The organism is Micromonospora humi (assembly GCF_900090105.1).
Classification (GTDB): domain Bacteria; phylum Actinomycetota; class Actinomycetes; order Mycobacteriales; family Micromonosporaceae; genus Micromonospora; species Micromonospora humi.
In genome coordinates this window covers 438,228-452,066 of the sequence record NZ_FMDM01000003.1, presented here as the reverse complement: position 1 = coordinate 452,066, position 13,839 = coordinate 438,228, and the positions used below count along the sequence as shown (strand labels likewise).

Annotated in this window: 10 protein-coding genes; 5 read left to right on the top strand and 5 right to left on the bottom strand. The window is 76.3% G+C overall.

All coding sequences use genetic code 11. The features are described 5' to 3' along the window. Positions 1-204: 204 nt before the first annotated feature. From GA0070213_RS08015 to GA0070213_RS32505, 3 genes are all read left to right on the top strand, one after another. Complete coding sequence (locus tag GA0070213_RS08015) at positions 205-2,826, top strand: SpoIIE family protein phosphatase (protein WP_175441252.1); 2,622 nt, start codon at positions 205-207, stop codon at positions 2,824-2,826. Positions 2,827-2,898: 72 nt separating this feature from the next. After that, positions 2,899-3,765: an aldo/keto reductase gene (locus GA0070213_RS08010; RefSeq protein ID WP_091059824.1), complete on the top strand. Its 867-nt coding sequence runs from the start codon at positions 2,899-2,901 to the stop codon at positions 3,763-3,765. A gap of 68 nt (positions 3,766-3,833) precedes the next feature. Continuing rightward, positions 3,834-5,426 carry a GMC family oxidoreductase gene (locus GA0070213_RS32505; protein WP_091059820.1) on the top strand — a complete coding sequence of 531 codons (1,593 nt, stop codon included), beginning with the start codon at positions 3,834-3,836 and terminating at the stop codon, positions 5,424-5,426. 43 nt (positions 5,427-5,469) lie between these two features. Here GA0070213_RS32505 and GA0070213_RS08000 read toward each other — a convergent pair whose 3' ends face one another. After that, a complete protein-coding gene (locus GA0070213_RS08000; RefSeq protein WP_091059817.1) occupies positions 5,470-6,303 on the bottom strand; it encodes a lipase family alpha/beta hydrolase in 834 nt (277 codons plus the stop codon). Positions 6,304-6,597: 294 nt separating this feature from the next. On the opposite strand from GA0070213_RS08000, the gene GA0070213_RS07995 reads away from it, so the two are divergent. Further along, the gene (locus tag GA0070213_RS07995) at positions 6,598-7,908 is read left to right on the top strand and encodes a pentapeptide repeat-containing protein (RefSeq protein WP_139128643.1); all 1,311 of its coding nucleotides are present in this window, start codon (positions 6,598-6,600) and stop codon (positions 7,906-7,908) included. A gap of 7 nt (positions 7,909-7,915) precedes the next feature. On the opposite strand, the gene GA0070213_RS07990 is transcribed toward GA0070213_RS07995, so the two are convergent. The 3 genes from GA0070213_RS07990 to GA0070213_RS07980 all read right to left on the bottom strand — a co-directional run bounded on the left by GA0070213_RS07990 (position 7,916) and on the right by GA0070213_RS07980 (position 11,653). Further along, positions 7,916-8,179 carry a DUF6244 family protein gene (locus GA0070213_RS07990; protein ID WP_089157165.1) on the bottom strand — a complete coding sequence of 88 codons (264 nt, stop codon included), beginning with the start codon at positions 8,177-8,179 and terminating at the stop codon, positions 7,916-7,918. Between the two features lie 128 nt (positions 8,180-8,307). Beyond that, positions 8,308-9,024 (bottom strand): hypothetical protein, encoded by a 717-nt coding sequence (locus GA0070213_RS07985; RefSeq protein WP_091059811.1) that lies wholly within the window; start codon positions 9,022-9,024, stop codon positions 8,308-8,310. Positions 9,025-9,082: 58 nt separating this feature from the next. Continuing rightward, complete coding sequence (locus tag GA0070213_RS07980) at positions 9,083-11,653, bottom strand: FtsK/SpoIIIE domain-containing protein (protein ID WP_091059809.1); 2,571 nt, start codon at positions 11,651-11,653, stop codon at positions 9,083-9,085. Between the two features lie 185 nt (positions 11,654-11,838). Between GA0070213_RS07980 and GA0070213_RS07975 the strand changes: the two genes are divergently transcribed. Next, entirely contained in the window at positions 11,839-13,248 is a 1,410-nt protein-coding gene (locus tag GA0070213_RS07975; RefSeq protein WP_091059806.1) for an alkaline phosphatase PhoX, read from the top strand. A gap of 52 nt (positions 13,249-13,300) precedes the next feature. Here the strand turns inward: GA0070213_RS07975 and GA0070213_RS07970 are convergent, their stop codons facing one another. Further along, positions 13,301-13,732, bottom strand: a complete 432-nt coding sequence (locus GA0070213_RS07970; RefSeq protein ID WP_139128642.1) for a hypothetical protein — start codon at positions 13,730-13,732, stop codon at positions 13,301-13,303. Between the last annotated feature and the right edge of the window lie 107 nt (positions 13,733-13,839).

The window sequence follows — 13,839 nt, the reverse complement described above, 5'->3', positions numbered from 1 at the left end:
CGACGGCGTCCCGCCCAGACTCGCACGGCGGTCCCGGCCGCCGTGGGCGCTCGCGGGAAGTGGCCGGCCCGGCCGCCCGGTTTGCCGCCGCTGCGGGCCGTTCGTCCGCCGCCTGGTCCGAACCGGATCGACGATCGTCCGGCGTCACCGGCCGCTGGTAGGTTTCCGATACTGCCGAGCCCCACGCCCCAGCGGAGGTCCCGGGTGAGCACCCTCCCGCCCGACGGCGTCCGGTGGCCGGACACCGTCGCCACCAGCGGCGGAGGCGCGGGCGTGGCGGTCACGGCACGTGACTGGTCACGCACGCCGCTCGGCCCGATCGACGGCTGGCCGCAGAGCCTGCGCACCGCGCTGGCGCTCTGCCTGCACTCCCCCGCCCCGAGCGTGCTGTGGTGGGGTGACGGGTCGGTTGCGCTGCCCAACGACGCGTACCGTCGGCTGCTCGGCCCGGGCCGGGATGCCGCGCCGGGCCGCCCGGGCGCCGAGGTGTGGCCGGGCGACTGGGCCGCGCTGGCCCCGCTGTTGGCCGGGGTGCGCGCGGGCCGGGGCGCCACGGACAGCCGGGACGTGCCGGTGCGCGCGCCCGGGGAGGCCGGCGAGGACCGCTGGTTCACCTTCACGCACAGCCCGGTGACCGACGAGTCGGGCCGGCCGGCGGCCGTGCTCACGGTCGGCGCGGAGACCACCGCGCGGGTGGTCGGCGCGCGCCGGTTGCGGCTGCTCGCCGCGCTGGGCGCGGCACTGGCCGAGCCCGGTGACCCCGAGGAGGTGGCCCGGCGGGCGGTGAAGACGCTGGCCGGCGCCGCCCCGGTGCCGTTCGTCCAACTCCACCTCGCCACGCCGGCCGGGCCACGGCTGGTCGCCGCGGACGGGGTCGAGGCCCTGCCCGGCCCACCCGACGGGTGGCCGCTGGCCGAGGTGCTGGCGGACGGCGCGCCGCGGCTGGTGCCCCCGCCCGACGACCGGCCGGCCGCCCCGGTGGTGGCGGTGCTGCCGGTGCCCGACCCGGGCGCCGCCACGCCGGCCGGGGTCCTGGTCGCCGCGCTGGACCCGCACCGTCCGGTCGACGCCGACCACCGGGCGTTCGTCGAGCTGCTGGCCGGGCAGATCGGCGCCGGCCTGGCGGTCGCCCGTGCGGAGCACCGCCGGGCCGCCGACCGCGCCGAGCTGCGGTTGTTCCGGGCGCTGTCGGAGCGGGCGCTGCGCCGGGCGGAGGCGCTGGCCCGGTTGGCCGGGGCGCTCAGCTCGGCCCGGGGCCGGGGCGCCATCGTCGAGGTGCTGACCACTGTCGTCCCGGCCGTGGTGGACGCGGCCGCGCTGCGGGTGGCGGTCGCGTCGCCCGGCCGCACGGTGCTGGACGTGGCCGGCGACGTCGCGCCGGCCGGGCCGTTGCCGGTCGACGCCGACGTCCCGCTGGCCCGGGCGGTACGCGACAACGTGGTGCTGCCGCTGGCCGGCGCCGACGGCCGGGCCACCGGTCTCTGCCTGCCGCTGCGCTACGGCGACGGCGGCACGCTCGGCGCCCTGGAGGTCCGCTGGGCCGGCCCGGTCGACGACGACGAGGCGCTGCGGAACCTGCTCGACGCGGTGGCCGGGCTGTGCAGCCAGGCGTTGCAGCGGGCCGAGCTGGTCGGGTCGGCGCAGGCGATGGCCGGGTTCGCGGCCCGGCTGAGCGTGACCCGCTCCACCGCGGAGGCGATCGAGGTGATCCTGGACGCCGCCACCACCGCGCTCGGCGCCGAGCTGCCCGGCCTGGCCATGCGCGCCGAGGGGCGTCGGGTCCGGCTCTGGTACCGCGACGACGTGCCGGGCACCCTGGCCGCCACGTTCCACGACCTGGCCGTCGACGACCCGCGGCCGATCGTGCGCGCGCTGCGTGACGGGGAGCGCCTGGTGCTGCGCGACCGCGCCGACTTCGCCGCCCGGTTCCCCGGCCTGCCCGACCCGGTCGGCGCCCACGGCCTGGTGACCACCGTGGCGCTGCCGCTGTTCGGCGCCGGGCACCGCCCGATCGCCGCGCTGGGGTTCGGCTGGCGGCGGGAGCGCCCGCTGCGCGACACCGACCTGGCGCTGCTGGACACGGTCGCCGACCTGTGCGAGCAGACGCTGGAGCGGGTCCGGCTGGCCGCCGCCGAGCACAATCTGGTGACCCGGCTGGCCGGCCGGCTGCGCAGCTCGTCGCTGACCGCGCCGCGGGGGATGGAGGTCGCCACCCGCTACCGGCCGGCGATGAGCGGCCTGCACCTGGGCGGCGACTGGTACGACCTGGTCCGGCAGGACGGCGACCGGCTGGCCGTGGTGGTCGGCGACGTGGTCGGGCACCAGGTCGAGGCCGCCGCCGACATGGCCCAGCTGCGCACCATGCTGAACACGTTGATCCGGTTGGGCGTGCCGCTGGAGGAGGTGTTCCTCCGGCTCACCGAGCTGCTCGGCGTCGGTTTCCTGGGCACCTGCCTGGTCGTGGTGGTGGATCCGGTGGCCCGTACGGCGCGGGTGGCCCGGGCCGGGCACCCGCATCCGGTGGTGCTGCCGGCCGGGCAGCCACCGCGCACCGTGCGGACCGCGCACGCCCTGCCGCTGGGCATGGTGGACCGGCCGATGACGGTCACCACCATCCCGTTCTCCCCGGGCGACGTGCTGGTGGCGTACACCGACGGGCTGGTGGAGCGGCGCGGCCGGCCGTACGACGAGGGCGTCGCGGCGCTGCACCGGTCGCTGCTGGGGGTGCGCGACGAGCCGGTGGAGGCGATCGCGGACGCGCTGCTGCACGACCTGGCCGGTTCCGAGGACGACCAGGCGCTGGTGGTGTTGCGGCACCTCGGTTGAGCAGGCTTCGGCCCGGCGTTTCGGGGAATGTCCTCCGGTCGGGAGACCACCCACCACCTCAGGAGGACCGTGATGGCCACCAGCGACCAGCCGGCCAAGGCGTCGGGCAGCTACCGGATCGGCGGTGACCTGCGGGTCGACCGCCTGGGCTACGGGGCGATGCAGCTCACCGGGCCCGGTGTCTGGGGCGACCCGAAGGATCCGGCCGAGGCGGTGCGGGTGCTGCGCCGCGCGTACGAGCTGGGGGTCACGTTCATCGACACCGCCGACTCGTACGGGCCGTTCGTCAGCGAGATGCTGATCAAGGAAGCGCTGCACCCGTACCCGGACGACCTGGTGATCGCGACGAAGGCCGGGCTGACCCGCTCCGGTCCGGGTGACTGGCGGCCGGTGGGGCGCCCGGAATACCTGCGCCAGCAGTGCGAGCTGAGCCTGCGTCACCTGGGCCTGGACGCGATCGGGCTCTACCAGTTGCACCGGATCGACGAGAAGGTGCCGCTGGCGGACCAGCTCGGCGAGCTGGCGCTGCTGAAGCAGGAGGGCAAGATCCGGCACATCGGGCTCTCCGAGGTGAGCGTGGAGCAGATCGAGGCGGCCCGGAAGATCACCCCGATCGTGTCCGTGCAGAACCTCTACAACCTGGCCGACCGCAGCGCCGAGGACGTGCTGGAGCACTGCGAACGCAACGACCTGGCGTTCATCCCCTGGTTCCCGATCGCCACCGGCAACCTGGCCCGGCCGGGCGGCCCGCTGGACGCGATCTCGACCGGGCACGGCGCGAGCCCCGCGCAGCTCGCCCTGGCGTGGCTGCTGCGCCGGTCGCCGGTGATGCTCCCGATCCCGGGCACGTCGTCGGTGGGGCACCTGGAGGAGAACGTGGCGGCGGCCGAGGTGGAGCTGACCGACGACGAGTACGAGGCGTTGGCGAAGGCCGCCTGACCGGCCCCCTATGCGCGGCGTGATCGACAAACTACGGTGAGAAGGATTCTCGTGAGTGGGGGTCCTCAGTGGTGGAATTCGACTACGTCGTCGTGGGCGCCGGCGCGGCGGGCTGCGTGCTGGCCGACCGGCTGAGCGAGGACCCCGGCACCCGGGTGCTGCTGCTGGAGGCCGGCGGCTGGGACCGCAGCCCGTTCGTCCGGGTGCCGAAGGCGTTCTCCCGGCTGATGGACGATCCGCGCACCGCCTGGCACTACCCGGCGACGATCGGGCCGGACCGGCGGGAGGTCTGGCAACGCGGCCGGATGGTCGGCGGCTCCACCTCGGTCAACGGCATGATCTGGAGCCGCGGCGCGGCCCGGGACTGGGACGCGCTGGCGCCGCTGGGCTGGGGCTGGTCGGCGGTGCGGCCGGCGTTCCAGCGGCTGGAGGACCATCCGCTGGGGCCCGCGCCGCACCGGGGCGTCGGCGGTCCGGTGCGGCTCTCGATCGCCACCGGCACCGACCCGCTGGCCGAGGAGATGGTGGCCACCGGGGCGGAGCTGGGGTGGCGGCCGGTGGACGACCTGGACGCCGACGACGACGAGCGGATCGGCTATCCGACCGCCACCATCCACCGGGGCCGCCGGGTCAGCGCCGCCGACGCGTTCCTGCACCCGGCCCGGCGGCGACCCAACCTGACCGTCGTGGTGGGCGCGGTCGCGCTGCGGGTGCTGGTGGAGGACGGCCGGGCGGTCGGCGTGCGGGTGGCGCACCGGGGCCACGAGGTCGAGCACCGGGCGGCCGGCGAGGTGATCCTCGCCGCCGGCGCCCTGGCCACCCCGCAGTTGTTGCAGGTCTCCGGCATCGGGCCGGCGGACACGCTGCGCGCCGCCGGGGTGGAGGTGCTGCTCGACCGGCCCCGGGTGGGCGCCGGGCTGCGGGAGCACCGGTCGATCGCGTTGCAGTACCGGCTCGCCGGGCCGGGCGGCCACAACGCCCGGCTGGCGAGCCCGCTCGGGCAGGCCCGCGCCACGCTGCGCTGGCTGCTCACCCGCGGCGGCCCGTTGGCCCTGCCGGTGCTCGACGTGGCCGCGCACGTGAAGTCCCGCCCGGGCCTGGACCGTCCGGACGGCCACCTGCTGATGGCGCCGTTCTCGGCCGCCCCGCCGCGCCCGGGCCGGGCGCTGGAGCTGGAACGGGAGCCCGGCCTGATGTGCCTGGGCACGGTGACCCGGCCGGACAGCGAGGGCAGCCTCGCCGTCACCGACGCCGACCCGCGGGTCCCGCCGGCGATCGTGGCGAACTATCTCGCCACCGCGCACGACCGGCGGGCGGCGGTGGGCCTGTTCCGCCGGATGCGGGAGTTCTTCGCCACCGGGCCGATCGCGAAGCGGATCCACGCGGAGACGGTGCCCGGCCCGGCGACGCGGACCGACGACGAGATCGTCGAGGCGGCGGTGACGCGCGGCTACTGCGGCTACCACGCGGTGGGCACCTGTGCGATGGGCGCGGACGACGACCACGTGGTCGATCCCGAGCTGCGGGTCCGCGGCGTCGACGGGCTGCGGGTGGTCGACGCGTCGGTGCTGCCGGCGATGGTGGCGGGCTGGACCAGCGCGCCGGTGTCGGCGCTGGCCTGGCGGGCCGCCGACCTGATCCGGGGCCGCGCGCAGGGGTGAGCGCGGTCGGTCCGGGCCCGCCCGGGGGCGGGCCCGGACCGGCTCAGACCGCGAGGCAGTTCGGCCGGATCGCGGCGCCCGCGAGGGTCTGCCGCACCGCCGTGTAGGTGGTGCCGTCGAGGACCAGTCCGAGGTGGCCGACGACCCGCAGCGGGCACCACGCCTGCACCAGCACGTTCGTCGCGCCGTCGGCGAGCACGGCGTTGTCGACCGGTCGGACCAGCTCGTCCTGCCAGGTGCGCAGCGTGGTCCAGCGGACCGGCCCGGGGGTGTCGTCGCCGGCGTTCAGCTCGGCCAGGAAGCTCGACCCGATGGTCATCTGCTGGCAGGCGACGATGCCGGCGCAACTGCCCAGCCCGACGAAGTTGACGATGTTGGCGACGTAGGTGCCGTACTGCGGGCTGCCGAGGCTGACGTACTGGTCGACCTTGTCGGCTCCGCCGAGGAACTTGACGTACCAGCGGCTGACCAGGCCGCCTTCGGAGTGGGTGACCAGGTCGACCCGGCTCGCGCCGGTGGCGGCGCGGACCTGGTCCACGTAGGACGACAGCGCCCGGGCGGACTCGCGGATGTCACCGAAGCCCAGGTTGGGCAGCTGGTAGATGGAGACCCGGTAGCCGTCGGCGCGCAGCCGGGCGGCGATCGGTTCGTAGGCGATGGAGATCCCGATCAGCCCGCCGACCACGATCACCGGGTCGGCGGCCGCGGCGGCGGCCCGCTCGGCGGCGGTGACGGTGCCGGCGGGGGCGCCGATGGTGGTGGTGGTGGTGGTGACCGTGTCCGGCCGGGTGGGGGGCGCGGCGGCGTGGGCGGCGGTGGCCGGCCCGAGCAGGGCGGTGGCGGCGGTGGTGGCGGCCAGGATCGTTCGGAGCAGCATGGGCTGCACCTCCGATGGGAGGAGGCACCCGGGGTGACCGGGAGGGACGGGTGGGATCCGATCGATCGTGGGAACGATGATGCGTGGCCGATTTCACACACGTCAATGAGAAGTTACGCGCCGGTAACCAGTTGTTCCGCAGGGCGCGTGAATCCCCAAAAGGGACGGACGGCGGAACCCCACGTCGCCGGCCCGGATGGCATGCTGGGCGCCGTGTCCGCCCCGCCACCGGCCGAACCGGCCGCACCGCCAGCCGGGTCCGCCGCACCGCCGACGGAGAAACCGCTCCGGGTGATGCCCTGGTGGCTGGCCCTGCTCGGGCTGCTGCTGGCCGTCGGCCTCGGTTGGCTGGTGCTCGACTGGCTGCTCGCCGAGGCCGACCGCGCCGTCCAACCCGACACCCGCGCCACGCTGCGCGTCGACGCCATCCGCACCGGCCTGAGCGTGGTCGCCGGCACCGGCGGCGGGTTGGCGCTGCTCTTCGCCGCGCGTCGACAGTGGATCACCGAGCGCGGCCAGCGGCACCAGGAGGCCGTCGCGGCCCGCGACCAGGCGCACCGCGACCGGGTGCAGGAGCATGCCGAGACGGTCGCCGAGACCGCCGCCCGGCACCAGGAGCGCCAGGCCACCGCCGCCGAGCACGACGCCGTCGAGCGCCGGCTCACCGAGCTCTACGTCCGGGCCATCGAGCTGGTCGGCAGCGACAACCCGGCGGTACGCCTCGGCGGCCTGCACGCCCTGGAGCGGCTCGGTCAGGACAACCCGGGGCAGCGGGCGACCACGGTGGCGGTGCTCTGCGCGTACCTCCGGATGCCGGCGCCCGACGACCCGCGCGAGACCGAGGTGCGCCGCACCGCGCAGCGGACCCTGACCCGGCACCTGCGGGCGGACGGGGACACCTGGTGGCCCGGCATCGCGCTGGACCTGACCGGCGCCCGGCTGGACGACTTCGACGCCGCCGGCTGCACCCTGGCGGACCTCGACCTCACCGGCGCGGTCTGCACCGGCACCACCAGCTTCGCCGGCGCGGTGGTGCACGGCCGGCTGCGGCTGGCCGCCGAGTTCGCCGACGTGGTGTTCGACGACCTCACCGGCGACGCCGAACTCGTGCTGGACGGTGCGCGGGTCACCGGCCGGGCCAGCTTCGACCGGGCCGACCTCGGCGGCCCGCTGTCCTGCCGGGACGCAAGCTTCGGCTCGTTCTCCCTGTTCGCCGCCGTGCTGCGGCAGCCGAGCAGCTTCGATCGGGCCACATTCGCCGGCGCCGCCACCTTTCGCAAGACAGTCTTCCTCAGTGGACTGTCCATGGAGCACACTCACTTCGCCGGCTACGCGGGCTTCCGCCGGGCCCGCTTCGCCGACCTGGCGCTGTTCCGCTGGACCGAGTTCGGCGCGGAGGCCTGGTTCGAGGGCGCCCGCTTCGAGGGTGGCACCAACTTCGGCCGGGCCGTCTTCCACGCCGGGGCCCACTTCGACGGGGCGGAGCTGGCCCGCCGGCCGCTGGTCGACCAGGCCCGCGCGTCGGCGTCCGCCACCCACGTCTGGCCCGCGGACGTCACCGTGACCCGGCGCGACGGCGACTGGCTCGTCCTCACCGACCCGTGACGACCGGTCAGTTGCCCAGCGCCTGGACCTTCGCGATGGTCTCCTGCACGTGCTGGCGGGCCGGCTCGCCACCCTGCGCGGCCTGGGCGAGCGCCTGCCGGTAGGCGTCGATGACGCCGATCAGCGGCCCCGCCGTCGCGCCCTCCAACGCGCCCGCGACCAACGCCCGCGCCTCGGCCGCGTCCTGCGCCGCGGCGGCCGTGCGCGCCTTCGCCTCGTCCAGCTTCTGGGCCGCCGCCGCCAGCCGGGCGATCACCTCCGCAGCACTCACAGCCCCTCCCCGGGTCCACGTACCCGTCACCCTACCCATCCCCTCCCGCGATCTTGCACGTGCTGCCCGCCCACAAGCCACAAAGACGCGAGGGAGGGGCGCAACCGCACGATCGGCGAGCGGAGGGGTCAGCGGAGGAGGCGGAAGAGGAGGAGGTAGACGCAGAACAGGGACGGGGAGACCAGGGCGCAGATCACGAAGCCCAGCGGGACGTAGCGGCCGGCGGGGGTCTCGCCGTCGGCCAGCACCGGGCGGCCCCAGCGGGCGAGCACGAACTGGCCGGCCACGAACGACATCAGCGGCACCCCCGCGCAGGACAGCGCCGCCACCAGGTCCATCCCGGACACCGGCAGCGGCGACCCGACCAGCGCGATCAGCATCAGCAGCGAGCCGACCAGCGCGCACCCGGCGTAGACCGCGACCGCCCGGGCCGGCGCCGACCAGGCCGGCAGCAGCACCGGACGCCGGGCCAGCGCCTCGGCCTCCCGCCCGTGCCGGTCGGCTTCGTCGGCCAGCCGCCCGGCCGTCGCCAGCTCCGCCGCCGGATCTCCGGGGTACGCCCCGACGTCCGGCCGCCCCGGCGCGGCGGCTCCGCCGCCGGACCCCCCGTCCCCCGGTCCGGGGCCGGCCGGCGGCGCGTCCGGGACCGCCGCCATCGGCACGCCGACCGCCGCCCCGAGCCGGTCGAGATGCGCGCCCTGGGCGGCCAGCCGCCCGCCCATCGCGTCCGCCCCGGACTGGAGGCCGCGACGGCGCTCCGCCTCGGCCGCGATCGCCCGTTCCCCGCCACGCTGCCGGGTGGACAGCTCCCGGATCAGCGCCGCGTACTCGTCGAAGCCGCTCATGCTGTGCCCCCGTTCGTTCGCGACCGCGGGGCTCGCAGAACCGGCTCACTCCTCGCGCTCACGGGCTGTTCCGCTCGTCGCCGAACGGCACGACCAGGGCGGTGCGGTGATCGTGCCGGTCGACCAGCAGGGCCCGACCCTCGCGCGGCGTCCAGGCGAGGTCGTGCACGCCCAGGTGCAGGCCGAGGTCGGCGGCCGGCACGTTCAACGCGACCAGGCCGGTCACGTCGTCGCGGTGCCCGCTGCCACCGAGGTCGTCGGCGAGCCGGCGCAGCCCGCGCCACCAGCCGAGCACGTGCACCCCGCGCGCCGGGCCCTGGCGCAGCACCGCGCGCAGGTCGTCGTGGCCGGAACGGAACGTGCCCGGGTCGGTGGCGGCCAGCGTGCCGGCGGCCGCGTCCACCCCGAACACCACGAGGTAGGTGCGGTCCGGCCCGGTGGCGTCGCCGGCCAACTCGGCGAGGAGCGCGCACAGCGCGCCGGCGTCGAGGCGGCGGACCGGGTGGCCGGCGGCGGCCAGCGTCATGGCCAGGTCGTCGGCGAGGTCGGTGGTGCCCGGGGCCAGCGGCGCGAACAGGAACCGGGCGGTGCCCGGGGTGTGCTGGCGGGCCAGGGACAGCGTGGCGCAGCGCAGCAGCTCCGCGCCGGCGGCGGCGGTGCCGACCACGGCCAGGTGCCGGCCGGGACTGGCGTCGAGGGCGAACCCGGCCGGGCTGCCGGCGACGTCCACGACGCGGCCGATGAGGGCGTACGGCGGGTCGGCGCCGGGCGCCAGCGCGGCGAAGGCGGGGTCGTCGGCGAGCCGGGGCGTCTCGTGGCCGCGGAAGACCGACGGCGGCACGGATCCCGCCGGCCGGGCCGCGTGCAGCTCGTGGCGCAGCGCCGCGAGGTCGGCCGCGGCGGCGTGCGCGTCCGGGAAGCCCACCTCGACGTCGGCGCCGGGCGCGCCGGCGGCGGTGTTCAGCACGGCCGTGCCGACGGTGAGCCCGCGCGCGGCGGGGTTCAGCGGGTCCAGCACGGCGTCCCCGCCGGGCAACGCGATGCGCAGCGGGAACTGACCGAAGATCGCCTCGGCCCGGCCGTAGAGGGCCTCGACGCCGGTGGTGCTCTGGCTGGCCAGCACCAGGTGCAGGCCGTACGAGCGGCCCTTGCGGGCCAGCTCCTCGATCAGGTCGACGGCCTGCCGGGCCAGCGCGTCGTTGCCGGCGAACAGCACGTGGAACTCGTCGACGACGGTGACGATCCGGGGTGGGCGGGCGTTCGGCGGCAGGTCGGCGAGCCGGCTGACGCCGTGCCGCTTGAGCAGGTCGGCGCGGCCGGTCAGCTCGGCGCGCAGCTCCCGGAGCACGGCCACGCCGTACTCGCGGTCGGACTCGATGCCGACCGCGCGGGCGTGCGGCAGCCAGGACGGATCGCGTGGGGTGGGCACGAACTCGGTGAAGCTGACGCCCTCCTTGAAGTCGAGCAGCATCAGCCGCAGCTCGGCCGGGGAGTAGCGGGCGGCCAGCCCGTAGAGCACGTCGAGCAGCAGCACCGTCTTGCCGGCACCGGTGCGCCCACCGACCAGCCAGTGCGGCGTGGCATCGTCGAACGCGACGGTCACCGGCTTGCGGCCGGCCCGGCCGAGCACGGTCCGCAGGCCGGTGGCGGCCGACTCCGTCCAGCGCGACGCCGGCAGCAGGTCGGCGAACGTGACCGCCGAGCTGTCGTCGGCGGCCTCGGCGAGCCGGCGGGCCAGCGCCGTCACCGCGGCGTGCGACGGGTCGCCGTCGAGCACCACCGGCGCGGCCAGCCCGCTGCCGTCGGTGCTGAACGGCCGCCCGGGCGGGTCGCCGACCAGGGTGTAGCGCTCGGTGACCCGGAGCTGGGTGGCCGCCCCCAGCGGCGGCGCCCCGGACGCCGCCGGCGACCCGGCCGGCCACTGGCCGCCGGCCCGCCCGGGCATCCCACCCGGGGCGGCCGGGGAGTAGCCGGCCAGCAGCACGCAGACCGCGGCGGCCGGGCCGGCGTGGGTGAGCGCGGCCAGCCGGGCCAGCTCCCGGGCCGGCGGCGCCGACGCGACGACCACCACCAGCAGCTCACGGTCCTCCGGGTCGGCCCGCTGGGCGGTACGCGCGTGGCGCTCCGCGGCGTCCAGCAACGCGGTCGTCTCCGCCTCGGTGGTCGCCGCCGCGGCGAGCACCCCGGCGTCGTGCAGCGGGCGCAGCGGCAGGAACGCCGCGCCGAACGCGGCCTGGTCGATGCCGACCACCCGGACCGCGCCGGCCGGGGCGGCGGTGAGCAGCCGCACCACCACCGCGCGCAGCAGCTCGCCGACGCGCGGGTCGCGGGCGTCCACGTCGATCGCCAGGTGGGCGCCGGCCCCCACCGGCACCAGCACCGGGAACGCGCCGTCGACGGTGGTCGCCTCGCCGACGCGTACCGGAACGGGGTGGGTGGCGACGCGGGCGGTGCCGGGCACCGCGGCGGCCAGCGTCCCGCCCAGGCGGGCCAGCCGGGCGACCAGCTCGGGGCTGCCGACGGGGGCCGGACCGGCGGCGCCGAGCAGCCGCCGGGCCGCCTCCCAGTGGCGCAGCGCCTGCCGGTGCCGGTCGACCGCCTGCCGGTACGCCGCCGCGAGCCTGTTCACCGTCCGCCCTCCGACGCCGTCTGCGATCGAGGGAACCCTAACGGACGCGCGCGAGCGGAGCACGGCACGCTCGGCACCCGAGGTTCGTCCACTGTTCACCCGGCGGCGGCCGGTCCCGCCGCCCGCCGTTCCCGCGGCCCGACTTGCCTGCCAGTGCAACCTCGTGTGCACAGGAAGGCGACGACGTGACCTCCTCTCCCCTCTCCCGGCGGGCGCTGCTCGGTGGCGCGGCCGGCGGCCTCGGCATCGTGGTGGCCGGCAACCTCGACGCCATCGCCGGCCCGGCGGCGGCCCGGGCCGCGTGCCGCCCCGCGGTCGGCTACGGCGACCTGGTGCCGGATCCCGCCGGCCTGCTGGCGCTGCCGCCGGGCTTCTCCTACACCGTCGTCGCCCAGGCGGGCGCGACGCTGCTGGAGTCCGGCCATCCCACCCCCAGCGACGCCGACGGCACCGGCTGCTTCCGCGGCCCGCGCGGCTCGGTGCTGGTGAACAACCACGAGATCGGCGGCGACGAGCCCCACCCGGTGCCCGCGCTGCCCGGCCTCACCTACGACCCGGGCGCGCGCGGCGGCACCACCACCATCGAGGTGGACAGGCACGGCCGGCGGCTGCGCGAGTACGTCAGCGTGGCCGGCACGCACAACAACTGCGCCGGCGGCATCACCCCGTGGGGAACGTGGCTGACCTGCGAGGAGACCGAACAGCGCGCCGGCGGGCAGTTCCAGAAGGACCACGGGTACGTCTTCGAGGTCGACCCGCACGACCGGTCCGCCAACGCCGACCCGGTGGCGCTGACGTTCCTCGGCCGCTACTCCCACGAGGCGGTGGCGGTCGACCCGTACACCCACTCGATCTACCTGACCGAGGACGCGAGCGGCCCGAACGGGCTCTACTTCCGGTGGACGCCGCCGCCCGGCTTCCGGGCCGGCAAGGGCGCGCTGCGCGCGCTCGCCCAGCGGCCGGACGGCGGCACCGCCGGCACCCTGGAGGCGATGCGCTGCCTGCGCGGCGACGGGCACGTGGCCGACCTGTCCGAGGCCACCACGCCCGGCACCCGCTACACGGTGGAGTGGGTGGAGGTGCCGGACCGCGACGCCCGGACCGTGTCGGTGCGCAAGCAGTTCGCCGACGGCGAGGTGACCCGCAGCCGCAAGCTGGAGGGCGCCTGGTGGGGCGACGGCGGCGCCTACTTCGTGGCCAGCTACGCCCGGCTCAGCGACGGCAGCGTGCACGAGCACGACGGGCAGGTCTGGTTCTACGACCCGCGCCGGCAGACCGTCACGCTGAAGACCATCTTCGGGGTGAACACCGACCCGGAGGCGGACAACGGCAACTACGACGGGCCGGACAACATCACCGTCTCCCCGTACGGCGGGGTGATCCTGGCCGAGGACGGTGAGGGCGTGTCGCACCTGGTCGGCGTCACCGCGCAGGGCAAGGCGTACGCGCTGGCCCGCAACGAGTTGAACGACAGCGAGTTCACCGGGCCGACGTTCAGCGCGGACGGGACGATCCTCTTCGCCAACATCCAGACCCCGGGCTACGTCTTCGCGATCACCGGCCCCTGGGGCCGGCCGAGCAACGCCCACCGTTGACCGTGTAGGCCGGCGGTTCCCGGTGGGAGTCGCCGGCCAGCCTCGTCGGCTGTCAGGCCGCGTCGCGGGCCCGAGTGACGTTCTCAGCGATCGCGTGAAGTGTCGCGGGGTCCGCCGCGTCGGGGTCGACCAGCACGTCGACCGCGACGCCGGGCTCGACGAGCCAGAACGCCTCGGCATCGCCGATCAGGCCCGGGCCGTCGGGGTGGGCGAAGTCGGCCAGCTCCCAGGTGGCGGCGTCGCGCTCGTGGTAGTCGGCGAGGAACGCGCGCACCGCGCCCAGGTCGGTGAGCCGCTCGGCGCGCAGCACGTGCACGCGCAGGTCGACCCGGTAGCCGGCCTCGACCTCACGCTCCCAGACGCGGGTGGCGAAGCGGACGTCCTCCCACTCGGTGGCGAAGTCCGACACCTGCTCGCCGACCTCGGCCGGCAGAACTCCGATGTGGAAGCCATCCAGGTCCCCGCCGTCGCGCACTCGTCTCACGCCCCCATGGTCGTGCCGAAACGCATCGCCGACAACCAACATGACTCAGAGTCATAATTATGACCGAGAGTCATACCACCGAAAAGTCCTACCCTCTCCGTGCGGCG